The sequence below is a fragment of the Stenotrophomonas sp. PS02289 genome (assembly GCF_029960115.1).
Lineage (GTDB): Bacteria > Pseudomonadota > Gammaproteobacteria > Xanthomonadales > Xanthomonadaceae > Stenotrophomonas.
Genome location: NZ_JASCOZ010000033.1, coordinates 1 through 24,264, shown reverse-complemented (window position 1 = coordinate 24,264; position 24,264 = coordinate 1). Strand labels below are relative to the sequence as shown.

Genomic DNA, 24,264 nt, shown 5'->3' with positions numbered 1-24,264 from the left:
TTTTCCTTTCACTGTTTCATTCAACGTATTACCCGGGAGTTGTCATGTTGGAAGCCTATCGCCACCACGTAGCCGAGCGCGCCGCGCTTGGCATCCCGCCGCTGCCGCTGACCGCCCAGCAGACGGCCGACGTCATTGAACTGCTGAAGAACCCGCCGGCGGGCGAGGCCGAGTTCCTGCTCGACCTGCTGACCCACCGCGTGCCGGCCGGCGTCGACGACGCCGCCAAGGTCAAGGCCTCGTACCTGGCCGCCCTCGCGCTGGGCAGCGAGCAGAACGCGCTGATCAGCCGTGAGCGCGCCACCGAACTGCTGGGCACCATGCTGGGCGGCTACAACGTGGCCCCGCTGGTCCAGCTGCTGGACGATGCCGCCGTGGGCACCATTGCCGCCGACGGCCTGAAGAACACCCTGCTGGTGTTCGACGCCTTCCACGACGTGCAGGACAAGGCCAAGGCCGGCAACGCCAATGCCCAGGCCGTGCTGCAGAGCTGGGCGGATGCCGAGTGGTTCACCAGCAAGCCGGAAGTGCCGCAGAGCATGACCATCACCGTGTTCAAGGTGCCGGGCGAAACCAACACCGACGACCTGTCGCCGGCTCCGGACGCCACCACCCGCCCGGACATTCCGATGCACGCCTTGGCGATGCTGAAGAACAAGCGCGACGATGCGCCGTTCACCCCGGAAGAAGACGGCAAGCGCGGCCCGATCCAGCAGATCCTGTCGCTGAAGGACAAGGGTCACCTGGTCGCCTACGTGGGCGACGTGGTCGGCACCGGTTCCTCGCGCAAGTCGGCAACCAACAGTGTGCTGTGGTGGACCGGCGATGACATTCCGTACATCCCGAACAAGCGTGCCGGTGGCGTCTGCCTGGGTGGCAAGATCGCGCCGATCTTCTACAACACCATGGAAGACGCCGGTGCACTGCCGATCGAACTGGACGTTTCGCAGATGAACCACGGCGACGTGGTCGAGCTGCGTCCGTACGAGGGCAAGGCGCTGAAGAACGGCGAAGTGATCGCCGAGTTCGAAGTGAAGTCCGAAGTGCTGTTCGACGAAGTGCGCGCCGGTGGCCGCATTCCGCTGATCGTGGGCCGTGGCCTGACCGGCAAGGCGCGTGAAGCGCTGGGCCTGGCTCCGACCGATCTGTTCCGCCTGCCGGTGCAGCCGGTCGATACCGGCAAGGGCTTCTCGCTGGCACAGAAGATGGTCGGCCGCGCCTGCGGTCTGCCGGAAGGCCAGGGCATGCGCCCGGGCACCTACTGCGAACCGAAGATGACCTCGGTGGGCTCGCAGGACACCACCGGTCCGATGACCCGTGACGAACTGAAGGACCTGGCCTGCCTGGGCTTCTCGGCCGACCTGGTGATGCAGTCGTTCTGCCACACCGCTGCGTACCCGAAGCCGGTGGACGTCAAGACCCACCACACCCTGCCGGAGTTCATCTCGACCCGTGGCGGCGTCTCGCTGCGTCCGGGCGACGGCGTGATCCACAGCTGGCTCAACCGCATGCTGCTGCCCGACACCGTCGGCACCGGTGGCGACTCGCACACCCGTTTCCCGGTGGGCATTTCGTTCCCGGCCGGCTCGGGCCTGGTCGCCTTTGCGGCGGCTACCGGCGTGATGCCGCTGGACATGCCGGAATCGGTGCTGGTGCGTTTCAAGGGCCAGATGCAGCCGGGCGTGACCCTGCGTGACCTGGTCAACGCGATTCCGCTGTACGCGATCAAGGCCGGTCTGCTGACCGTGGCCAAGGCCGGCAAGAAGAACATCTTCTCCGGTCGCATCCTGGAAATCGAAGGTCTGCCGGAGCTGAAGGTCGAACAGGCGTTCGAACTGTCCGACGCCTCGGCCGAGCGTTCGGCCGCCGGTTGCTCGGTGCGCCTGAACAAGGAACCGATCATCGAGTACCTGACCAGCAACATCACCCTGCTGAAGTGGATGATTGCCGAGGGTTACCAGGATCCGCGTTCGCTGCAGCGTCGCATCGAGAAGATGGAAGCGTGGCTGGCCAACCCGAACCTGCTGGAGCCGGATGCCGACGCCGAGTACGCCGCCGTCATCGAGATCGACCTGGCCGACATCCACGAGCCGATCGTGGCCTGCCCGAACGACCCGGACGACGTGAAGACCCTGTCCGAAGTCGCCGGTGCCAAGATCGACGAAGTGTTCATCGGTTCGTGCATGACCAACATCGGTCACTTCCGTGCCGCGGCCAAGCTGCTGGAAGGCAAGCGTGACCTGCCGACCCGCCTGTGGGTGGCTCCGCCGACCAAGATGGACGCCTCCGAGCTGACCAAGGAAGGCGTGTACGGCACCTTCGGTGCGACCGGCGCGCGCATGGAAATGCCGGGCTGCTCGCTGTGCATGGGCAACCAGGCGCAGATCCGTGAAGGTTCCACCGCGATGTCGACCTCGACCCGCAACTTCCCGAACCGTCTGGGCCGCAATACCAACGTGTACCTGGGTTCGGCCGAACTGGCCGCGATCTGCTCGCGTCTGGGTCGCATCCCGACCAAGGAAGAGTACATGGCCGACGTGGGCGTGATCGCTGCCAGCGGCAGCGAGATCTACCGCTACATGAACTTCGACCAGATCGAGGAATACCAGGAAGTGGCCAAGACGGTCGCTGCCTGAAGGAACGTCGCCACCCACGGTGGCGACCTGCCGATGTAAACAAGAACCCCGGTGAAAGCCGGGGGTTTTTGTTTTCTGCGATGGCAAAGAGTGCGACGCACGAACCGCGTCACCGCGTGTCGGGATAGCGGAACGGCCACTCGGTCGGGCCATCGTCGCTGCGCTCGGCGCAGACGTCGCGGAAGATCTGCACGAAGCCTTGTTGCGCGCGGGTGGGGTGCCAGTCGGCACGGGTGGTCAGGCCGATGCGGCGACGAAGGGCTTCGCCAGCCAGGCCCAGCTCGACCAGCAGGCCAGCACGGCGCTCGAACAGGAACTGGTCACGCGACATGAGCGTGAGCCAGTCGTCTTCCAGCAGCAGGCCGCGGGTGATCACCAGCGAACCACATTCGATCCGCAGCACGGGCGGTGCATGGCCATTGTCGCGGAACATGCGTTCCCAGCGGGCGCGGACCGGGGCACCGGTCGCGGGAATGACCCAGGGATAGCGGAGCAGATGGTCGAACGTGAGGGTCTTCCGGCCGGCAAGCGGATGCCCGGCGCGGCCGACGATGACCGGGTCGTCGTCGAACAGCCCTTCCTGCACCACGTCGCGCACCGCGCTGAGGTCGCGCATGGCACCGACGAGCAGATCCAGGCTGCCTTCGCGCAGGTCGGCAAGCACCTCGGAGAACGGCCCCTCGACGACATTGACGGTGGCACCGGGCCACGCGCGTGCGAAGCGGGCGAGGGCCTGCGGCAGCAGGATGGCACGGGCCAGGGGCATGACCCCGATGGCGAGCCGGCCGCCGTGCTGGTCGCGCAACGCGTGCAGTTCGTCCAGGCCGGCGTTGAGCTCGGCCAGGGCCAGCCGCACCTGGCGTAGCAGGCGGTTGGCGGCGGGCGTGGGCTGCAGGGTCTTGCCGCGGCGCTGCAGGAGCGGGACTTCGATCACCGCTTCCAGCTCGCGCACGGCGCGGTGCATCGCCGGTTGCGAGAGCCCGGCGCGCGCAGCGGCCAGGGTGTAACTGCCGGCAGTGTCCACGGCGGTGAGGGCGCGCAGCTGACTGAGGGTAAGCCGGCGCTCGATGGCGGGCAGGGCGGGAAGACGTGCGGCGCGGCGGGCGAGGCGCACGCCCTGGGCCAGATAGCCCAAGGCGCGTGCAATGCGTGGCACCAGCAACGTGGTGGCTTCGGTGGCCGCCATGCCGCCAGGCTGGCGGTCGAACAGGGCGGTGTCCAGCTGCCGTTCCAGTCGGGCAACCGCCTGGGTGAGTGCGGGCTGGGAAAGATTGATGTGGGGTGCGGCAGCGCTGATGCCGCCGTGGGTGTGCACGGCGACCAGCGCGTGCAGGTGCTTGAGGTTCAATTCCGGCACGCTGTTCATGACAGAACTATAACCATATTGAATGGGTCGTTCGCAAATCGATCTTGAGGTGTTGGGGACTGCGGACAAGACTGCGCCATCATCAACGAAGGATGGATGGATGTCCCGCGTCATCACCCACATCGAGCGCGCCGACCCGGCCGCGATCCAGACCCTCGCCCAGGTCGGCGTGGCGACCGCGCACGAAGCGCAGGGCCGTAGCGGGCTGCTGCATGCACGGCTTCGTCCGATCTATGCCGGCGCGCGAATTGCCGGCAGTGCCATCACCGTCTCGGTGCCGCCCGGCGACAACTGGATGATGCACGTGGCCATCGAGCAGCTGCGTGATGGCGATGTTCTGGTGGTGGCCCCGACCAGCGACTGTACCGATGGCTACTTTGGTGACCTGCTGGCGACGTCGGCGCAGGTGCGCGGCTGCCGCGGGCTGGTGATCGATGCCGGCGTACGTGACGTGCGCGACCTGACCGCGATGGGCTTCCCGGTGTGGAGCCGTGCGATCCATGCGCAGGGTACGGTCAAGGAGACGCTGGGCTCGGTCAACGTGCCGGTGGTCTGCGGTGGAGCTGTGGTGCACGCCGGCGACGTCGTGATTGCCGACGATGACGGCGTCTGCATCGTGCCGCGCATCGACGCCGTGCGTGTAGCGGCCGAAGCGCAGGCCCGCGAAGCGCGTGAAGCGGACAAGCGTGAGCGGCTGGCGCGTGGTGAACTCGGCCTGGACATCTATGCGATGCGCGAGCGCCTGGCGGCCAAGGGCCTGCGTTATGAGTAAGGGCATTCGCGCGATGTGGATGCGTGGGGGCACCTCCAAGGGGGGATACTTCCTCGCCTCGGAGCTGCCTGCCGAGCCCGCCGCGCGCGACACCTTCCTGCTGCGTGCGTACGGTTCGCCGGATCCGCGCCAGATCGACGGCATGGGCGGCGCCGATCCGCTGACCTCCAAGGTGGCGGTGGTATCCGCGTCCGCCCGCGACGACGCCGACGTGGATTATCTGTTCCTGCAGGTGTTCGTCGACCAAGCGCTGGTCAGCGACGCCCAGAACTGCGGCAACCTGCTGGCCGGTGTCGGCCCGTTCGCGATCGAGCGTGGGTTGGTGAAGGCCGCCGACGCGCAGACCGAGGTGCGCATCTTCATGGTCAACACCGGCAAGATCGCCACGGCCACCGTGCAGACGCCCGGCGGCCAGGTGACGTACGACGGCGCGGCGCGGATCGACGGCGTGCCGGGCACGGCCGCCGCGGTGCCGCTGACTTTCGCCGATATCGCCGGGTCCAGCTGTGGCGCGCTGCTGCCCAGCGGCAATGCCGTGGACGTCATTGAGGGCGTCGAGGTGACCCTGATCGACAACGGCATGCCGTGCGTGGTGCTGCGGGCGACCGATGTCGGCGTCAGTGGCCATGAGGACCGCGCCACCCTGGATGCGAACGACGCGCTGAAGGCCCGGTTGGAGGTGATCCGGCTGCAGGCCGGCCCGCGGATGAACCTGGGCGACGTCGCCGCGCAGTCCGTGCCGAAGATGATGCTGGTGGCCGCACCGCGCGACGGCGGGGCGATCAGTGTGCGCTCGTTCATTCCGCACCGCTGCCACGCCTCGATCGGCGTGCTCGGCGCGGTCAGCGTGGCCACGGCCTGCCTGCTGCCGGGTTCCCCGGCGCAGGCGCTGGCCGAGGTGCCGGGCGGCACCTCCCTGCAACTGGACATTGAACACCCCAGCGGCAGCACCGGTTGCGTGCTGACGCGGGATGCGGCGGGGCAGGTGGCGGGTGCCGCCGTGCTGCGCACTGCGCGAAAGCTGTTTGACGGCGTGCTGTTCGACTGAATGGGCACCGCCTGACTACTATTCTTGCGACCTGGGAGGGTTGATATGACTGTTGTGGAGAAGCGGCAGGGCCGCTTCGGCGTCTTTGGCCAGCTATGGTTCCAGGTGCTGGCCGGCACCGTGATTGGCGTGGTACTGGGTTGGCTGCAGCCGGACTGGGGTTCGGCGATGAAGCCCTTCGGCGATGCGTTCATCAAGCTGATCCGGATGATGATCGGCCCGATCATCTTCGTGACCGTGGTGCACGGTATCGCCGGCATGCGCGATATGCGCAGCGTCGGTCGGCTGGCACTGAAGTCGCTGATCTACTTCGAGGTGATCACCATCCTGGCGCTGATCGTCGGCCTGGTGGCGGTCGATCTGTGGAAGCCCGGTGCGGGCATGAACATCGATCCGGCGACCATCGACATGGCCAGCATTCAGGGCTATGTGCACACCGCGCATGACCAGTCGATCGTGTCCTACGTCATGGCGATCATTCCCAATACGCTGGTCAGTGCGTTCACTGAAGCCCACGTGCTGCAGGTGCTGTTTGTGGCGGTGCTGTTCGGGGTGGCGCTGGCGGCGGTGGGCGAGCGTGGCGCGCCGGTGATGAAGGTCATCGAAGGCACCTCCAGTGCCCTGTTCAAGATCATCGGTTACATCATGTACTTCGCGCCGATCGGTGCCTTTGGCGCGATCGCCTTCACCGTGGGCCAGTTCGGGGCCGGTTCGCTGCTGTCTCTGGGCGAGCTGATCATCGAGTTCTTCGTGGTCTGCGCCGCTTTCACCGTGTTCGTGCTCGGTGCGGTGTGCTGGTGGACCGGTGCCAGCCTGTGGCGGCTGCTGGGCTACCTGCGCGATGAGATCGTGATCGTGGCCGCCACGACCTCGACCGAAACCGTGCTGCCGCGCCTGATCGAGAAGATGAAGAAGCTGGGTTGCGAAGAGAGCGTGGTCGGTTTCGTGATTCCGGCCGGCTATTCGTTCAACCTCGATGGTACTTGTCTGTATCTGACCACGGTGGCGCTGTTCCTGGCCCAGGCGACCAACACCGAGCTGACCGTGTGGCATCAGCTGGGGCTCATCGCGGTGCTGCTGCTCACGTCCAAAGGCGCGGCCGGCGTGGCCGGTGCCGCCTTTGTGGTGCTGGCGGCCACGCTGGGCACGACGGGCACGATTCCGGTGGCCAGCATCGCACTGATCCTGGGCATTCATCGCATTCTGGCCGAAGGGCTGACCTTCGTGAACCTGGTCGGCAACGCGATTGCGGTACTGGTGATCGCCAAGTGGGAAGGCAAGCTGGACGAGAAGGTGATGGCCGCGCAGATCGGAACCCGCCGCGCGCGCCAGCGTCATCTCGGCGCTCAGCACGTATGACCGGCTGCGTCGCGCAGGCCGCGACGCTCATCTGAAGATTGCATTGAACCCGCTGCCATGGGCGCGGGAACGGAGTTCGCATGCCCACCATTCAACTCAACACTCTCGCACTGCTGCTCGGTACGGCGCTGGCCGCGTCCAGCACGGCCAGTGCAGGAACGCTGCCGAAGGGCGTCGATCTCACCCTGGACTTCGTCGGCAACGTGGCGACCAATCCTGTCGGCGGCGTCGAGCAGGGCACCGAGGGTTCGTACTGGATCATGGCCCAGTCGAAATTCGACCTTGACGCGCTGTTTGGACTTCACAACACCGATGTGGACGCACAGTGGGCGTGGTTCGCCGGGCGCAACCTGGCACGCGAGAAGATCGGCAACTCGATCAGCGCCCAGCAGACCTGGCGGCCGGTGGCCGGTGGCCGCCTGACCCGGCTGACCGTGCGCCACCGCTTCGACAATGGATTGAGCATCACCGCCGGGCGCGCGCCAGTAAACAGCTACTTCAACAATTCGCCGCTCAACTGCGTGTTCATGAGCAATGCGATGTGCCTGACGCCGTACGGTGCAATCACCGACCTCGGCATCACAGCGTATCCCAATTCGTCGTGGGCAGGCATTGTGCGCTACGACGTGGATGATCGCTGGTACGTGCAGGGCGGTGCGTTTGACTACAACAACGCATTGAACGCATCCGGCAAGAATGGACTGGACTTCTCATGGGGCGACGGCACAGGCACGATCACCGCCTACGAGGCCGGCTACCAGACCAGCTTCGCCAATGACCGCCTGCCGCGCACCTATCGGCTCGGCATGTACCGCAACAGTGATGGCGGCAAGAGCTCGTACTACGATGCCAACGGCAATTCCGCAGCGCTGTCCGGCCGGCCCACGGCCCTGCAGGATGGCGCGCGCAGTGGCTGGTATGCAATGGCCGACCAGACCGTCTGGCGTGGAGAGGGTAAACGCAACCTGGCGCTGTTCGCCCGCGCCTACGTCAACACCGGCAACGAAGCGCCGGTGGACCAGTTTGTCTCGGCAGGTTTCGTGAAGACCGGGACCTTCGCCGGTCGCGACCAGGACACCCTGGCGATGTTTGTGTCCAACACGCACTTCAGCGACGAGCAGATCGCCTTCCTGCGCGACCGCCGTGCCCGCAACGGCGGCCGGGGTGCCCCGAATGCCGACGAGATCATTGCCGAGCTGAGCTATGGCTGGGCGGTGCACAAGGGCATTCGGCTGATGCCCAACCTGCAGTATGTCGTCAATCCAGACCCCATCTACGCGCCCACCCGCACCACTGACATTCCTGACGCGCTTATTGTCGGGCTGCGCGTGGACGTGCACTTCGCCCAGCTGTTCGGCTGGTGATTCCTCCCCCACGAGGCCTATCCATGATCATCGACTGCCACGGTCACTACACGACCGCTCCCGCCAGCCACGACGCGTTCCGCAAACAGCAGGTGGCCCACTTCAACGACCCGACACTGCCGCCGCCGGTTTACCCGAAGATCAGCGACGACGAGCTCCGCGCCAGCGTGGAGCACAATCAGCTGCGCCTGCTGCGCGAGCGCGGCGCGGACATGACGATCTTCTCGCCTCGCGCCAGCACCATGGCCCATCACGTCGGCGACGAGCGGGTAAGCGCGGAATGGACGCGGCACTGCAACGACCTCATTGCCCGCGTTGTCGGGCTGTATCCGGAGACCTTCATCGGGGTCTGCCAGCTGCCGCAGTCCCCTGGCGTGCCGATCGCCCATTCGATTGCCGAGCTTGAGCGCTGTGTCAACGAGCTGGGTTTTGTCGGCTGTAACCTCAACCCTGACCCCTCGGGTGGGCACTGGACCGGCGTGCCGCTGACCGACCGTGCCTGGTATCCGTTCTTTGAGAAGATGGTGGAACTGGACGTGCCGGCAATGGTGCACGTATCCGGCAGCTGCAATGCCAACTTCCATGCGACGGGGGCGCACTATCTCAACGCCGATACCACCGCATTCATGCAGTTCCTGCAAGGGGACCTGTTCCGTGACTTCCCCGACCTGCGCTTCATCATCCCGCATGGCGGTGGAGCGGTGCCTTACCACTGGGGCCGATTCCGCGGCCTGGCCGACATGCTCGGCAAGCCTCCCTTGAACGAGCATGTCATGAAGAACGTATTTTTCGACACCTGCGTTTACCATCAGCCGGGAATCGACCTGCTGTTCAAGGTGATCGACATCGACAACATCCTGTTCGGCTCGGAAATGGTGGGGGCGGTGCGTGGCATCGACCCGGAAACCGGCCATTACTTCGACGACACGCTGCGCTACGTTGAGGCGTTGGGATTGTCCGCGCAGGACCGGGCCAAGATACTGTCAGGCAATGCGCGTCGTGTGTATCCACGCCTGGACGCGCAGTTGAAGGCGAGGGGGGTGTAATGACGAAATTCCAGAAGGATGCGGACTGGTTGGACTTCTGTGCGCATCCCAGCCGCCCACGGTTCGTGCCGCCGCCCGGCGCGGTGGATGCGCATTGCCACGTGTTCGGCCCGGGTGAGGTGTTTCCGTATGCGCCCGAGCGCAAATACACCCCGTGCGATGCCAGCAAGGCGCAGCTGTTCGCGTTGCGTGATCACCTCGGTTTTTCGCGCAACGTGATCGTCCAGGCGACGTGTCATGGTGCGGACAACCGGGCACTGGTGGATGCGCTGCACAGCGCGGATGGGCTGGCGCGCGGCGTGGCGACCGTTCGTGACACCGTGAGTGACGCCGAGCTGGCGGAGTTGCACGCGGCAGGCGTAAGGGGAGTGCGCTTCAACTTCGTACGACGGTTGGTGGACCCCAAGCCGGACGCCTACTACCGCGCCATCATTGATCGGATCGCACCGCTGGGCTGGCACGTGGTCGTGTATTTCGAGGCGGCTGACCTGGCCGAGCGCTGGGACTTCTTCACTTCGTTGCCGACCACCGTGGTCGTGGACCACATGGGCCGGCCGGATGTGAGTCAACCAGTGGACGGGCCGGAGTTCCAGCGCTTCGTGCGGCTGATGCGCGAACACGGCAATGTATGGACCAAGGTCAGCTGCCCCGAACGCCTGTCGCAGGAGGGGCCGCCTGGATACGACGACGTTGTGCCCTTTGCGCGCCACCTGGTGGAGCAGTTCCCGGACCGGGTGCTGTGGGGAACGGACTGGCCGCACCCGAATCTCAAGTCGCACATGCCTGACGATGGTCAGCTGGTGGACGTTATTCCGAAGATTGCGGTGACTGCAGAGCTGCAACGCAGACTGCTGGTAGACAACCCGATGCGCCTGTACTGGGCGTAATGCGGGCAGGGCGGGCCCGACGCAACCGTCGGGCCTACCAGGATTCCTGATCGATCAGGTTTCCGCAGCGACGGCCAGCTCCGGGAACAGCGTGGGCAGCTTCTCCGCATACTGCGCGACGCAGCGCTCGGCCATTTCACTGGCGACGGCCTTGACCTTGGCATAGTCGTCGGCCTGCCATTCTTCCAGCGAGGCCATGTGCGGTTCGTCGCGGCAGTAGACGGTCTGCGAGGTGATGCCCGTGGCAGTGATGAAACTGATCGACGCATCGTGTTCGAGCAGATACGGGGCATCGCCATCGGACAGCTTCTGGTAGGTCAGCGACCACTGGCCGGCGCGAGCCTGCACGATCTGCATGTCGTACGGAACGGTGTTGGGATGGGCGGCGAAGTACGCGTCCAGACGCGCGTTGAGCGCCAGCAGGATGGCACCGTGTGACGGGCTGGCGACCGACGTGATGTCCTCGCCGCGCAGATTGTTCTTGGAGAACCCGCGGACATTCCCACCGCCAAGCAGCGACAGCGCGAGCTGGCCGGCCTTCAATGCGGCGACCTTGCCGGTGTCCGAGCGGCGCACCAGTCGCAGGACCGGATCGCCCTCACGGTTGCCGTTGGCACCGGGGCCGATGCCGGCGCTCAGCCGCACCACGTTCTTCCAATCACGCGGCGGTGCGGGCGGGGCATCGGGATCGACGGCCGCCGCAGCCGCTGGTGCGTCCAGATTGCTTTCCGGGTCGATCGCTGTTGCTGCTTCTTCTTCATCGGCCACCGGGCATTCGCGCGGCACCGAGCGGGTCGGCTGCGGCCTCGATGTCCCGTCGCTGCTCACCTGACGCGCGTTGAACAGGCAACGGCCACCGGCCAGGCTCATCTGCACCTCATAGTCCTGGCCCGGCTGGGCCACGAAGTGCAGGCTCAGGTCGCCGTCGCACCGGTAGTCGTTGGTGTTCTCGATGCGTGCGGTGAAGATCAGGGGCTGGCCGCCTTCGACGGCATATTCCTGGTAATTCGGCTTGGAGAACAGCACGCTCTTCATGTTGCGCACGCTGTCGGTTTCCGGGATGCCCAGGGTGATGTTGTCGGGCGCACCACCAAACAGGCTGCCAATGGCCCGTGCGCCGGAGCGCACCACTTCCACCTTGCTGTCGTACTCGCTGTAGCAGGCCGCATTGGTGTACATGGTGATGCCCTGACCGTTGGCACCAAAGATGCGCACGCGCGCCTTGGCAGGCGGCTCGGCCGGTTCGGCCGGGGCAGCAGTGGTGAGTTCAGCGGCGGGCGGTTCGGCCGGCGTCGGTTCGACGGCGGCGTCGGCGGGGGCGGTATGGGCCGAAACAGCGGCGGAAAGCAGCAGACCGCCGATCAAGGCGGTGGCGAGGGTGGAACGCGAAATGCTCACGAGTGTTGCTCCATGTGAGATGTGCCGGGCATTGCCCGGCAGGTGAAACCGGGCTCTGCCCGGCGGGGGAAATCTCAGCTGCGGGCCAGTGCCATCAAGCGCTCGGCAATCCGCTCCAGCGGTAGCTGCTCTTCTGCAGCACCCAGCTTGAAGGCCGCGCCCGGCATGCCCCAAACCACGCTGGTGGCTTCGTCCTGCACCAGGGTGGGGGCGCCGGCGTTCTTCAACTCCAGCAGACCGCGTGCGCCGTCGTCGCCCATGCCGGTCAGGATGGCCCCGATGGCGTTGGCACCGGCACTTTCGGCCACCGAGCGGAACAGCACATCCACCGCCGGCTTGTGCCGGTTCACGGCAGGACCGTCGTCGATCCGGCACCGCCAGCGCGCACCGTCGCGGATGATGCGCAGGTGCTTGCCACCGGGCGGCAGGTAGGCATGGCCGGCCAGCACGGCTTCACCGTCGGTCGCCTCGCGCACGGACATGGCCGAATGGCGGTCCAAGCGCTCGGCAAACGCCGTACTGAAGGTGGCCGGCAGATGCTGGGTGAGCACCACTGCCGGGGCATCGGCCGGCATGCCTTCCAGCACGACACGAAGCGCTTCGGTGCCGCCCGCCGACGCACCGATCGCGATGAGGCGATCGGTGGTACGGAACTGGATCGAGCGGGGCTTGGGCGCACTGGCCGGGTCCAGACGGACCTGCGGCACCACCGGGCGTGACAGGGTGCGGACCCGCGAACGCGCCGCGGTCTTGACCTTGGTGATGATTTCTTCGGCGTAATCCTGCAGGCCGCGGGCGACGTCGAATTTCGGTTTGGACACGAAATCGACCGCACCCAGCGACAGCGCCTGCAGGGTGGTATCCGCACCGCGCTCGGTCAGTGAGGAAATCATCACCACCGGCAACGGATGCAGGCGCATCAGGTTTTCCAGGAACGCCAGACCATCCATGCGCGGCATTTCCACGTCCAGGGTGATCACGTCCGGAGCCAGACGCTTGATTTTCTCGCGCGCCAGCAGCGGATCGGCGGCCGTGCCGACGACCTCGATGCCGGGGTCGCTGGCGAGAATCTCGCTCAGCATCTGCCGGACCACGGCGGAGTCGTCGACGATCAGTACACGACAAGGGGCTCCGGTGATCATTCGAACAGCTCCACGCCACCGGTGACCGGGGCCTTGGACAGGCGTGCACGCACGGCCGATTCGGTGGCGGCCACCTCGGCTTCGTGCGCGTGCGGCAGGCGCTGCACGACCACGCGCCCGCTGTCGGCGAAGAACCAGACCTTCCGTGGGTGGATGCCGCATAAGTCTTCGGCCAGCACGGGAATGTGTTCGGCCTGCAGGTACTGGCGCACGAACTCGGCGTTGCGCGTGCCCACCGGGTTGCTGGTGAAGCCCTTGAGCACATTGGCTCCGCCAAACACCTTGGCCTCCAGGCGCTTGCGGTGCGCGCCCCGCTTGAGCAGGTCGTTGATCAGCAGTTCCATCGCATAGCTGCCATAACGCGCGGGCGCGCCGTCACCGACATTGCCTTCGGGCAGCAGGAAGTGGTTCATGCCACCGATTTTCAGCACCGGATCGCGCAGGCAGGCGGCCACGCACGAGCCCAAGGTAGTGGTCAGCGCGGTGTCGTCGTCCACCACCAGATACTGGGTCGGCAGCAGCTTGGCGGCGGTCACCTTGAAGCGACTGTCGAAATAGCGCATCACGTCGTCGTTGCGCACGGCCTGGTTCATGCCGGGGCTCCGGGGTTGCGCTTGTACAGGGTGCGCCCGCACGGCTGGATCAGGTCGGCGGCGTGCAGGTAGTTCTCCGAGTGCCCGGTGTAGAGCAGGCCGTCATCGCCCATGTGCTGGATCAACCGCGACAGGATGCCGCGCTGGGTGGGCTTGTCGAAATAGATCATCACGTTGCGGCAGAACAGGGCGTCGTAGGGACCGCCGACGTCATAGCGCGGTGCCAGCAGGTTGAGCGGGCGGAATTCGATCAGTTCGCGCAGGGCCGGAATGACCCGGCACTGGCCTTCATTCGGGCCGCTGCCGCGCTGGAAATAGCGCTTCTTCAATGCCAGGTCCAGGCCGTTGACCCGGTCCAGGGCATAGACGCCGCGGCTGGCGGTGGCCAGCACCTGGGTGTCCACGTCGGTGGCCAGGATGCGTACCGGCGGCTTCAGGGTGCCGAATGCCTCGCAGGCGGTGATCGCCATGGAGTAGGGCTCCTCGCCGGTGGAGGCCGCGCACGACCACAGCTGCAGCGTGCCGTGACCGGCGCGGGCGCGCAGCTCTTCGTTGAGCTTCTCGAAGTGATGCGGCTCGCGGAAGAAGGCGGTCAGGTTGGTGGTGAGCGCGTTGGTGAACGCCTGCCACTCGTCGCCGCCATGCGCTTCAAGCTGGTTGAGGTAGTCCTCGAAGCTGCGCATGCCCAACGCGCGCAGCCGGCGCGAGAGCCGGCCGTAGACCATGTCGCGCTTGGCCGGTGCCAGCGAAATGCCGACGCGCTGGTAGATCAGGTCGCAGATGCGGCGGAAGTCGCGGTCGCCGAAGTCGAATTCACGGCTGTTGGCGGAAGCAGGAGCGGAAGGCGTGGTCACGGGCGACATCCATCAATGAGGGGGCTGCGACTTCGGGTGAAGCAGCCGGGCAGAGCCCGGCTCTACGTCAGGGGTTAGAACTCCTGCCAGTCGCCTTCGTCGGCACCGGAGGTGCGAGGCAGCGGCTTGGCGGCCGGCTTGGGCGCGCTGGCCACCGGCTTCAGGCGCGGCGCGGCCGGGCTGACCGGTGCGACACGTGCGGCGACGGCGCTGACCGCCGCAGCGACCTGGTTGTCGAGGCGGAAGATGGCAACCGCGTCGGCCAGCTGGGTGGCCTGTTCTTCCATCGAGCGCGCGGCGGCGGTGGCTTCTTCCACCAGCGCGGCGTTCTGCTGGGTGGTTTCGTCCATCTGCACGACGGTCTGGTTGACCTGCTCGATACCGGCCGACTGTTCCTGCGAGGCCGCGGAGATCTCGGCCATGATGTCGGTGACGCGCTGCACCGAGGCAACGATCTCGCCCATGGTGCTGCCGGCCTTGTTCACCAGCGCCGAACCGTCGGCCACGCTGGCCACGGAGTCGTCGATCAGGCCCTTGATCTCCTTGGCGGCGGCTGCGGAGCGCTGAGCCAGGGTGCGCACTTCGGAGGCGACCACGGCGAAGCCGCGGCCCTGTTCGCCGGCACGGGCCGCTTCAACGGCGGCGTTCAGCGCCAGGATGTTGGTCTGGAAGGCGATGCCGTCGATGACCGAGATGATCTCGGCAATGCGCCGCGAGCTCGACTCGATCGTGCTCATGGTGGTGACCACCTGTCCGACCACTTCACCGCCCTGCGAGGCAACGGTGTGCGCGCCGATGGCCAGCTGGTTGGCCTGGCGGGCGTGCTCGGCGTTCTGGCGCACGGTGGAGGTGAGTTCCTCCATCGAAGCGGCGGTCTCTTCCAGGTTGGCGGCCTGCTGTTCGGTGCGGCGCGACAGGTCGCTGTTGCCGGTGGAGATCTCGCCTGCGGCCAGGTTGATGCTGCTGGCGGAGGCCTGGATCTGGCCGACGATCTGGGTCAGCTGGGCCACGGTGGCGTTGGCGTCGTCGCGCATGGTCGCGAACACGCCCTGGTAGTCGCCGTGCATGCGCGCGGTGAGGTCGCCTTCGGCGATGGCCGAGAGCAGCTGCGAGAGCTTGCCCAGGTTGTCATCGCTGACCTGCATCATCGCGTTGAGGCTGGCGATCATCTGGCGGAAGTCGTGGTCGAAGCGGGCTTCGTCACCGCGCTGGCTGAAGTCGCCAGCCGCCGCTGCGCCGCCCAGCCGCTTGATTTCCGCATTGATGCTGGACAGGTTCTGCTTCACCGTGTCCATGGTGTTGCTGATCGCGGCCTTGTCGCCGGGGTAGCGCGGTGCATCGATGCTGAGGTCACCGACGGCATAACGCTGCACCACCGACAACACGTCCTGCATGGTCTGCACGTGCGCGCCGACCAGTGCGTTGGTTTCATGCACCATCAGGCCGTACTCGCCCGGGAAGGCGGTTTCGTCCATGCGGTAGCGGGTCTGGCCGGCGTCGTGCTGCGAGGCCATCTCGCGCTGTGCGGTGATCACCGCGTGCAGCTGCTGCTGCATGCGACCCATGCTTTCCAGCAGGCGGCCGGGTTCGTCCTGTGCCTGTGCACCGATGCGGCTGTCGAGCTTGCCGCTGGCGATGCTTTCGGCCACGCCGGTGGCCTGGCGCAGCGGACCGGTGATGCGGTTGCCGATGATCCAGCTCAGTGCCAGCACGATGAGCACCAGCGCACCGCCGGTGGCCGTCATCACGGCGGTGAAGGCGAGGGCGTCGTTCTGCACGTCGTCCATGTAGACGCCGCTGGTGACGACCCACTGCCACGGCTTGTACATGGAGGCAAAGGTGGCCTTTGGAATCAGACCTTCGGCACCGGGCTTGGTGGTGGAGTAGTAGGTGTAGCCGCTGCCGTTGTTGACCGCGTCGTCAACCTGCAGCTGGTACAGCGCAACGCCGTCGGCGGACTTGTAGTCCTTGACCATCTGGCCCACGCGCTTGGGCTGGAACGGATGCACGTGCAGCACGTAATCGGTGGTGAGGATGTTGTAGTAGGCACTGCCACCGTCGGCGCGCATGGCGTCGACCGCCTTCATGGCGTTTTCCTTCGCCGCCTCTTCGGTCAGCTCGCCTTTGTCGGCCAGCGCCTTGTAGTGGTCCATGATCCCGAAGGTGATTTCCACCTGGGTTTTCAGGCTCTCCTTGCGGGTCTCGTACAGGTCGAGATACTGCTTGCGCGCGGCGACCACGGCCAGCGCGATCACGCCGATGGCGATCAGCAGAGTCAACAGGTTGAGCTTGTTGCGGACGGAGAGGTTGGAGAAAAACTGGTTCCAGCGGCTGAGCAAGGTCATGGGAGAGGATCTTTACAGTCGGAGGGCAAGCGGCTGCTATGCCTGGAGTGGTGGCGATGGCCATGAAGGCCTACGTCGACGAACGTGCCGAGGCAAAGGAGATATCGGCCAGTGGCCTTTTGAATTGAGAACTGGAACCTGAGTGCATTCAGGTTTGAAAAGAAGAACGCCCCGATGCGCAGGCATCGGGGCGTGTTGTTTCCGTTGCGTTTCGTGCCACGCAGGGCGTGGCACCTACGGCGCTTTAGAACTCCTGCCAGTCGCCTTCGGCCAATTCGGCGGCGGCGACGGCACGCGCCGGTGCCTTGCGGGCCGGAGCCGGGGCGGGCGTGGCCACAGCGACCGGACGCGTGGCGCGCACCGGGGCAGCGGCGACGACCACCTGGTCTTCCAGTTTGAAGATCGACACGGCATCGCTGAGGTGGCCGGCCTGTTCTTCCATCGAACGGGCGGCGGCGGTGGCTTCTTCCACCAGCGCGGCGTTCTGCTGGGTGGTTTCGTCCATCTGCACGACGGTCTGGTTGACCTGTTCGATACCGGCCGACTGTTCCTGCGAGGCGGCGGAGATCTCGGACATGATGTCGGTCACGCGCTGCACCGAGGCCACGATCTCGCCCATGGTCTGGCCGGCCTTGTGCACCAGCGCCGAGCCGTCATTGACCTTGCCGACGGAGTCGTCGATCAGGCCCTTGATCTCCTTGGCGGCACCCGCCGAACGCTGGGCCAGGGTGCGCACTTCCGAAGCCACGACGGCGAAGCCGCGGCCCTGTTCGCCGGCACGGGCGGCTTCGACCGCTGCGTTGAGCGCCAGGATGTTGGTCTGGAAGGCGATGCCGTCGATGACCGAGATGATCTCGGCGATCTTCTTCGAGCTGGTCTGGATCGCGCTCATGGTGGTCACCACCTGGCCGACCACTTCACCGCCCTGCGAGGCGACGGTGTGCGCGCCAATGGCGAGCTGGTTGGCCTGGCGGGCATGCTCGGCGTTCTGGCGCACGGTGGAGGTGAGTTCCTCCATCGAAGCGGCGGTCTCTTCCAGATTGGCAGCCTGCTGTTCGGTGCGGCGCGACAGGTCGCTGTTGCCGGTGGCGATCTCGCTGGCGGCCTGGCTGATGGCCTGGCTGCTCTGCTTGATGCGGGTGACGATGCCGCTGAGCTGTTCGGCGGTGGCGTTGGCGTCGTCACGCATGGTGGCGAACACGCCGTGGAAGTCGCCGTGCATGCGTGCGGTCAGGTCGCCCTGCGACAGTGCGGTCAGCAGGCTGGAGATCTGTTCGATGCTGCTGGCGTTGGCGTCGAGCAGGCCGTTGATCTGCTGGGCCAGCTGCAGGAAGAAGCCGTCCTTGCCTTCGGCGGCGATGCGGCCGCTGAGGTCGCCGGCGGCGGCCTGGGCGATGACGCGGGCCACTTCGGCTTCCACCAGTGCTTCCGGGGTGCGGTCGCGCCATTCCACCACGTGGCCAACAGTGTGGCCGTCGTCGTTGCGGATGACCGACACCACCTGGGCAAACTGGGCGTCGCCGAACTGCATGGCGCGACGGGCCACGCCGTTCTGCTTCAGGTTGGCAAGCAGGGTCGGGTCGGTCTCGCCGTTGTGCTCCAGCACGGTCAGCGGACGGCCGACCAGGCTCTGGCTGGCGTCGAATGCCGGCAGGTCTTTGCGCAGTTCGTCCTGGTACTGGGACAGGGTCTGTTCCAGGGCGCGGTTGGCGTAGACGATGTTGAGGGTGTCGTCGGTCAGGTAGACGCCGGTCGAGCTGTAATCCAGCGCGGTGCGGATGCGCAGGTTCTCGCGGGCAACGGCCTGCTCGGTCTCGGTGCGCTCACGCAGGTCGCGCTGCATGCGCTGCATGGCCTGCAGCAGGTCGCCGACTTCGTCCTTGCGGGTGACGTCGATATGGCCGTCGAGCTTGCCGCCCGCGACTTCGTTGGCGACCGAGACGGCACCGCGCACGCTGCCGACCAGCGAACGGGCAAACAACCACACCAGCACCAGGCCGGCAGCGGCACCGCCGAGCAGGGCGATGACGGTCAGGGTGGCCGAGGCGGCGTAGGTGGAGGCGGCTTCTTCGCGCGAGGCGCGGGCGAGGCGGTTGTCTTCGGCAATCAGCGCTTCGAGCGCGGCCGACGCCTTCTGGTGCTTGGCGCGGGTTTCACCGACGAAGGTGTCGACGGCGTCGTCGGGCAGGTCCAGCTCCAGCATTTCGGTGACGGCGTCGTAGGAGGCCAGCGAGTCCTTCCATTCTTTGGCGAAGGCGTCGTAGAGCTTCTTCTGCTGGGGGCCGTCGATGAGTTCGGGGTACTTCTTCATCGACGCATCAATCTTGGTGCGCAGGTCGGCGGCGCGGGTCTTGGCCTCGGCCTTGACGTCGTCGCTGGCGCGGATCAGGCCCTGGTAGGCCGAGTTGCGGTACTCGCCGAGCATGCCACGCATTTCGCCGGCCATGCGGATGCTTTCCATCCGGTTGCCGGCCAGTTCGGTGGTGACATTGTTGAGGGAGTGCAGGCCGCGGTACGCGACGATGCCCTGAAGCAGCATCACCAGCAGCAGGACGCCGAACGTAAGCATGAGCTTCGGCATCAGTTTGAGGTTATTGATCCATTGCATGGTGGTGCACTCTCCAGTGGCAAACGCGTCCGGGCGTGTCCCGGTTGCAGCGACCACGCCGGCCAGTGCCGGCGTGGCAGGGCGTACGGGATTACTTGATGTCGGCCAGCTTCAGGCCGGACGGACCGCTGACTTCGATTTCGGCGCGCGAGGCATCACGCTGGATGGTGCCGATGACGCAGACGGTCTTGCCTTCCAGGGTTTCCAGCGGGAAGTTGAACTTGCCGCGGTTGGCACCGGCGATGCGGGCCGAGAAGGTGTGGCGCGGGAAGGCACCGCCCATGTACAGGAAGGTCGGCTGACCTTCGGAACCTTCAGCGTAGCGGGCCTTTTCGACCTTGCCGCAGACCATGCCGTCCTTGCCGACCGAGCGCGGAGCCAGCTCCGGCGGGATCATGGCGGACTGGGCGGAGACGGGAGCGGCGGTGGTGGCCAGCACGGCGACCGAGAACACGGCAAGCAGAGACTTCATCGGGAGATACTCCGGGGGATTTGGATGGTTGGCCCGGCCGTGGAATGCCCACGGCTCAAGGTCCTGACACGAGCTATCGGCCAATCGCGACACAACTGAAGTGAGAATGTGTGCTGTTCATCACAATTCTTCACGGTGGTGCGTCAAGCGGCCGCATCTTCCAGGTGCTGGGCCTGGCCCATGTCGGCGCTGTCGAGCAGGGTTTCGATGTCGAGCAGGATGAGCATGCGATCGTCCTGGGTGCCGATGCCCGAAATGAAGCGGGTATCGACCGCGGCACCGAACTCGGGGGTGGGGCGGATCTGGTCGGCGTTGAGCGGGATCACGTCGGACACGCTGTCCACGACGATGCCGACGACGCGGTCTTCGACGTTGAGCACGATCATCACGGTGAAGGCGTCATAGCGGGCGTCTTCCAGGCGCAGCTTGAGGCGCAGGTCGATGACCGGAACGATGGTGCCGCGCAGGTTGATGACACCCTTGATGTAGTCGGGGGCATCGGGGACGCGGGTGACCGAGTCGTAGCCACGGATTTCCTGGACCTTGAGGATGTCCACGCCGTAGTGCTCGGCACCGAGGGTGAAGCTGAGGAATTCGCCGCCGCTGCTGGCGGCATTCTTGTTGCTGTCGTTCATCGGGAGGATCCTGGGTCGGGCGTGGCGGTCGAGAGAAACCGGGTGTCACGCTGGATATCGGCCTGGATCTTTGTGACTTTAGCGTCAGGGTCTGTCGCGATTGGCGCAGACCCTCAATCGCCGTTCTTGCGAGCGCTGCGCTGGCGGTCGATGCGGAAGATGTAGCGCTGGATGGCGCTGTCGCCACCGCGCGGGAGGCCGTCGAAGCGCATGCCGATGCGCTTGGTCTCGGTGCCGTTGGCCATCTTGATGGTCAGCTGGTTGCAGATGATCAGCGAGACCTGCAGGGGGCCGCTGTCGGGCATGTCGAGACGGGCGTCGTAGCGCTTCTGCAGGCCGAAGGCGTTGCAGCTGGCCGGGACGGTGACCGCCAGGCCGCCGGCGCTGATGTCGACCACGCGCAGGTGCAGGGCTTCGCTGCGCTCCTCGTTGACCGGGAACAGCAGGTGCGGCGAATCGGTGATCGGGGTTTCCAGCCGGTACAGCTCCCGACGCTGCAGGTGCACAAGCTCGCTCGGGAAGGGCGCGCGGAAGCCGATGTGGCGATGGTCGCCGGTACGTTCCAGGTGGTCGATGCGGAACCGCACCATCACCCGGTCCAGCTGGGCGAAGCAGAGCAGGTGGCCGGCCTCTTCGGCGGCACGATTGGCCGCCGGCGACGGGCTGCCATCGAGCAGCAGCCAGTCCTCGTCCTCGTCCAGCTCCAGGATGGCCGTCGGGAAGGACTGGTCGCGACCGTCCAGGTGCGCGTTGATCAGCGAGCGCTGGTCGATCAGGGCCTGCAGCAGCTGCCGGATCTGGCGTGGGTTGCGGACGAGGAAACGATCATCCGTGCCGTCGTCGCCGACGGCATGGGCGGTGTCGTGTTCGTCAAGGCTGCCTACGGACATGGATTCTGCTGGGTGCTACCGGGACTCCCTGCATTTATCGGCAGCCGGTCACACTTCTGTAGGGTGAATCTGGCCAAAAAGCGTCTCAAGGTGACGCATCCGCAATCTGGCGGACCCGCTGCATGACCGCCTGCGGACTGGCGGGATCGTGCAGGTGGAAGCGGGCCACGGCATCGGCCAGGGTGCCGGCCTGTTCTTCCATGCCCTGCGTGGCCTGGCGCGAGGCCTCGACCAGGGCCGCGTTCTGGCGCGTGCCCGCGTCCATCTGCGCGATGCTCTGGTTGACCTGCTCGATGCCGGTGGACTGTTCCTGCGAGGCGGCGGAGATCTCCCCCATGATGGTGTTGACCTGGCCCACCGCGGTGACGATGCCTCCCATGGTCTGGCCGGCACGGTTCACCAGCTGTGCGCCGTGCGCGACCTTGTCGACCGAATCGGCAATCAGTCCCTTGATCTCCCGGGCGGCATCGGCCGAGCGCTGGGCCAGGGTGCGCACTTCGGTGGCGACCACCGCGAAGCCACGGCCCTGCTCGCCGGCGCGGGCGGCTTCCACCGCGGCGTTGAGGGCGAGGATGTTGGTCTGGAAGGCAATGCCGTCAATCACGGTGATGATGTCGCCGATGCGGCGGGAGGCGGCTTCGATCGCGCTCATGGTGTCGATCACTTCGCCGACCACCGTGCCGCCCTGGGCGGCGACATCGGCCGCTTCGCTGGCCAGGCGGTTGGCCTGGCGTGCATGTTCCGCGTTCTGGCGCACCGTGGAGGTGAGCTCTTCCATGGTCGCCGCGGTTTCTTCCAGGCTGGCCGCCTGCTGCTCGGTGCGGCTGGCCAGGTGGGCGTTGCCGTGCGCCATCTCGCCGGCGGCCTGGTTGAGGTTGTTGGACGCGCTTTGAATGCGGCCGACGATGTCGGTCAGCTGGGTGATGGTGGCGTTGGCGTCGTCCTGGATGCGGGCGAACACGCCGTGGAAATCACCCTGCATCTGTGCGGTGAGGTCGCCACGCGACAATGCCGCCAGCAACAGCGAGACCTGCTCGATGCTGCCCGCGTTGGCGTCCAGCAGCGCGTTGAGGCGCTGCGCCAGCTGCAGGAAGAAGCCCTGCTTGCCCTCGGTGACCACGCGGCCGCTGAAGTCGCCTGCAGCGGCGGCTTCGACGATGCGGCCCAGCTCTTCTTCCACCTGTACTTCCAGCGTGCGGTCGGCCCATTCCACCACGAAGCCCTGGCGGCTGCCGTCAGCGGCGGTGATCGGGTTGACGATCAGCTGCATGACCCGGCCGCCCACGCGGATCTGCGCGCGGTGGGTGCTCTTCAGGGTTTCCAGCAGCCGTGCCTGGTGTTCGGGGTGGCGGTGGAAGATGTCGATGTTGCGGCCGACCAGGTCGGCGGCGCTGAACTGCGGCAGGTCGCGGCGCAGGTCCGACTCGGCGGCGGCGAGCATGCGCTGCAGCGGGCGGTTGACGTAGACGATGTTGCGCTCGGCATCGGCGATCATCACGTTGGTGGTGACGTCGTTCAGTGCGGCGCGTATCCGCAGCATCTCGTCCAGCCCCGCCTGTTCCTGTTCGCGCCGGGCGAGCAGCTGGTGGCTGCTGTGGACCATGGCGCGGGCGAGGGAGTCGGCGGGGAACTGCGCTTCGTGGAGGTCATCCGGCAGCGGCTGATCATTGGCAACGCCGCGCGCCAGCCGGGCCAGATCACGCGGGTCGTGCCCCAGCAACAGCAGCTGGCGGCGCATCTGCACCGCCATCGCGCAGAGCAGGGCGGTCTCCACCACCACATAGGCGGCATGCAGCAGCACCACGCCAAAGCCGCTGCCAGCGGCGAACACCGGCAGGTCCATGCCGCGGCTCTGCAGCACGAAGAACAGCACGTGATGCACGGCAATTGCGCCGGCGGCGACCACGATCGGCAGCCAGTCGCGGTAGTACAGCAGCAGCGCGATCAGCACGATCACCCCGAAGTGGGTCTCGAGCATGCCGTGGGTCTGATGGATGAGGGTGGCGGCCAGCACCATCCACACCAAGGCAACGGTGCAGCGCGACAGCCGGGTGCCGGGCAGCAGGTGGGTCTGCAATGCGACCAGACCGAGGCTGGGCAGGCTGATCGCCAATGCCGGCGTCCACACGCCATTGCGCCAGGCCAGGACCAGCGAGATCGTGGTGAGCAGCGCGGTGACCGCGAGGAACAGGCGATCCGCCTCGGCGGCAAGGGCCTGCAGGTAGGGCACGTTCTCGTGACCGACCAGTGCACTGGCGGTGGGGTGGGATGCGGACATGCGGACGACTCCTTGGGGCATGAGCGGCGAGGGGAACGTCATCGACGCGTGTCGATGGGCGAGCAGACAGCGGGTGGCAGGCCCAGCGCCGGGTCGGCGGAGGGCGCGGTGCGGTACAGCAGGGGAATCACCCAGCCCAGCCAGAGGGCAAGCGCGGCGACCCCGGTGATGGCCCGGGCACCCGTGGCCGAACGGGACGGGGTCTTAAGCGATGCGGGTGCCGCCATGCGTCGCCCTCCCAGGCCGCGTGAGTCCCTTCTTAACGGCGCGCAGCGGTATGGACTTGATCCTATTCAGCGTCTGTTATGCCGATATCTGCCGGATTTGTTTCCAATATGTGACACGCGGCACATTTTGGATGGGAGAAACAGAACACCCCGCCGAAGCGGGGTGTCTGTGGGTGCTTGTTAAGCCTGATGGCGCGGGGCGATCAGAATTCCTGCCAATCCCCTTCGCTGGCCAGCACGGGCTCACGGGTGGCGGCCTTGCGTGCAAGTGCCGGGGCCCGACCGCGCGCGGGTGCAGCCGCACGCGCGGCGGCCGGCGCGGCCGTCGACGCGGCGACCGGACG

At 66.3% G+C, this 24,264-nt stretch carries 19 protein-coding genes; 7 read left to right on the top strand and 12 right to left on the bottom strand.

Annotated elements, in window-relative coordinates; translation table 11 throughout:
• Positions 1-44: 44 nt before the first annotated feature.
• The gene (gene acnB / locus QMX83_RS07015) at positions 45-2,636 is read left to right on the top strand and encodes a bifunctional aconitate hydratase 2/2-methylisocitrate dehydratase (protein WP_282295901.1); all 2,592 of its coding nucleotides are present in this window, start codon (positions 45-47) and stop codon (positions 2,634-2,636) included.
• Positions 2,637-2,745: 109 nt separating this feature from the next.
• On the opposite strand, the gene QMX83_RS07010 is transcribed toward acnB, so the two are convergent.
• A complete protein-coding gene (locus QMX83_RS07010) occupies positions 2,746-4,002 on the bottom strand; it encodes a LysR substrate-binding domain-containing protein (protein ID WP_336618952.1) in 1,257 nt (418 codons plus the stop codon).
• A 100-nt stretch (positions 4,003-4,102) separates the two neighbouring features.
• Between QMX83_RS07010 and QMX83_RS07005 the strand changes: the two genes are divergently transcribed.
• The 6 genes from QMX83_RS07005 (at position 4,103) to QMX83_RS06980 (ending at position 10,478) form a co-directional block, all read left to right on the top strand.
• Entirely contained in the window at positions 4,103-4,774 is a 672-nt protein-coding gene (locus tag QMX83_RS07005; RefSeq protein ID WP_282295900.1) for a 4-carboxy-4-hydroxy-2-oxoadipate aldolase/oxaloacetate decarboxylase, read from the top strand.
• Positions 4,767-5,822 carry a 4-oxalomesaconate tautomerase gene (locus QMX83_RS07000; protein WP_282295899.1) on the top strand — a complete coding sequence of 352 codons (1,056 nt, stop codon included), beginning with the start codon at positions 4,767-4,769 and terminating at the stop codon, positions 5,820-5,822. The genes QMX83_RS07005 and QMX83_RS07000 overlap by 8 nt, the downstream gene beginning before the upstream one ends.
• 45 nt (positions 5,823-5,867) lie before the next feature.
• Entirely contained in the window at positions 5,868-7,181 is a 1,314-nt protein-coding gene (dctA, locus tag QMX83_RS06995; RefSeq protein WP_282295898.1) for a C4-dicarboxylate transporter DctA, read from the top strand.
• A gap of 80 nt (positions 7,182-7,261) precedes the next feature.
• Complete coding sequence (locus QMX83_RS06990) at positions 7,262-8,545, top strand: carbohydrate porin (protein ID WP_282295897.1); 1,284 nt, start codon at positions 7,262-7,264, stop codon at positions 8,543-8,545.
• 23 nt (positions 8,546-8,568) lie between these two features.
• Positions 8,569-9,591: an amidohydrolase family protein gene (locus QMX83_RS06985; protein WP_282295896.1), complete on the top strand. Its 1,023-nt coding sequence runs from the start codon at positions 8,569-8,571 to the stop codon at positions 9,589-9,591.
• Entirely contained in the window at positions 9,591-10,478 is an 888-nt protein-coding gene (locus QMX83_RS06980; protein ID WP_282295895.1) for an amidohydrolase family protein, read from the top strand. The genes QMX83_RS06985 and QMX83_RS06980 overlap by 1 nt, the downstream gene beginning before the upstream one ends.
• A gap of 54 nt (positions 10,479-10,532) precedes the next feature.
• Here the strand turns inward: QMX83_RS06980 and QMX83_RS06975 are convergent, their stop codons facing one another.
• The 11 genes from QMX83_RS06975 to QMX83_RS06925 form a co-directional block, all read right to left on the bottom strand.
• Complete coding sequence (locus tag QMX83_RS06975; RefSeq protein ID WP_282295894.1) at positions 10,533-11,876, bottom strand: hypothetical protein; 1,344 nt, start codon at positions 11,874-11,876, stop codon at positions 10,533-10,535.
• A gap of 74 nt (positions 11,877-11,950) precedes the next feature.
• Positions 11,951-13,018 (bottom strand): chemotaxis response regulator protein-glutamate methylesterase, encoded by a 1,068-nt coding sequence (locus QMX83_RS06970; RefSeq protein WP_282295893.1) that lies wholly within the window; start codon positions 13,016-13,018, stop codon positions 11,951-11,953.
• Positions 13,015-13,611, bottom strand: coding sequence for a chemoreceptor glutamine deamidase CheD (cheD, locus tag QMX83_RS06965; RefSeq protein ID WP_282295892.1), 597 nt, complete (start codon positions 13,609-13,611; stop codon positions 13,015-13,017). Before cheD ends, QMX83_RS06970 begins: the two co-directional genes overlap by 4 nt.
• On the bottom strand, positions 13,608-14,474 hold the full coding sequence (locus QMX83_RS06960; protein WP_282295890.1) for a CheR family methyltransferase: 867 nt from the start codon (positions 14,472-14,474) through the stop codon (positions 13,608-13,610). The genes cheD and QMX83_RS06960 overlap by 4 nt, the downstream gene beginning before the upstream one ends.
• A 65-nt stretch (positions 14,475-14,539) precedes the next feature.
• On the bottom strand, positions 14,540-16,810 hold the full coding sequence (locus QMX83_RS06955) for a methyl-accepting chemotaxis protein (protein ID WP_282295889.1): 2,271 nt from the start codon (positions 16,808-16,810) through the stop codon (positions 14,540-14,542).
• Positions 16,811-17,054: 244 nt separating this feature from the next.
• Entirely contained in the window at positions 17,055-19,418 is a 2,364-nt protein-coding gene (locus tag QMX83_RS06950) for a methyl-accepting chemotaxis protein (protein ID WP_282295888.1), read from the bottom strand.
• 91 nt (positions 19,419-19,509) lie between these two features.
• Complete coding sequence (locus QMX83_RS06945; RefSeq protein ID WP_282295887.1) at positions 19,510-19,890, bottom strand: hypothetical protein; 381 nt, start codon at positions 19,888-19,890, stop codon at positions 19,510-19,512.
• A 143-nt stretch (positions 19,891-20,033) separates the two neighbouring features.
• Positions 20,034-20,525, bottom strand: coding sequence for a chemotaxis protein CheW (locus tag QMX83_RS06940; protein ID WP_282295886.1), 492 nt, complete (start codon positions 20,523-20,525; stop codon positions 20,034-20,036).
• Between the two features lie 113 nt (positions 20,526-20,638).
• Entirely contained in the window at positions 20,639-21,415 is a 777-nt protein-coding gene (locus QMX83_RS06935) for a flagellar brake protein (protein ID WP_282295885.1), read from the bottom strand.
• 85 nt (positions 21,416-21,500) lie between these two features.
• Positions 21,501-23,693 (bottom strand): methyl-accepting chemotaxis protein, encoded by a 2,193-nt coding sequence (locus QMX83_RS06930; protein ID WP_282295884.1) that lies wholly within the window; start codon positions 23,691-23,693, stop codon positions 21,501-21,503.
• Positions 23,694-23,731: 38 nt separating this feature from the next.
• The gene (locus QMX83_RS06925) at positions 23,732-23,920 is read right to left on the bottom strand and encodes a hypothetical protein (RefSeq protein WP_282295883.1); all 189 of its coding nucleotides are present in this window, start codon (positions 23,918-23,920) and stop codon (positions 23,732-23,734) included.
• Positions 23,921-24,264 lie beyond the last annotated feature (344 nt).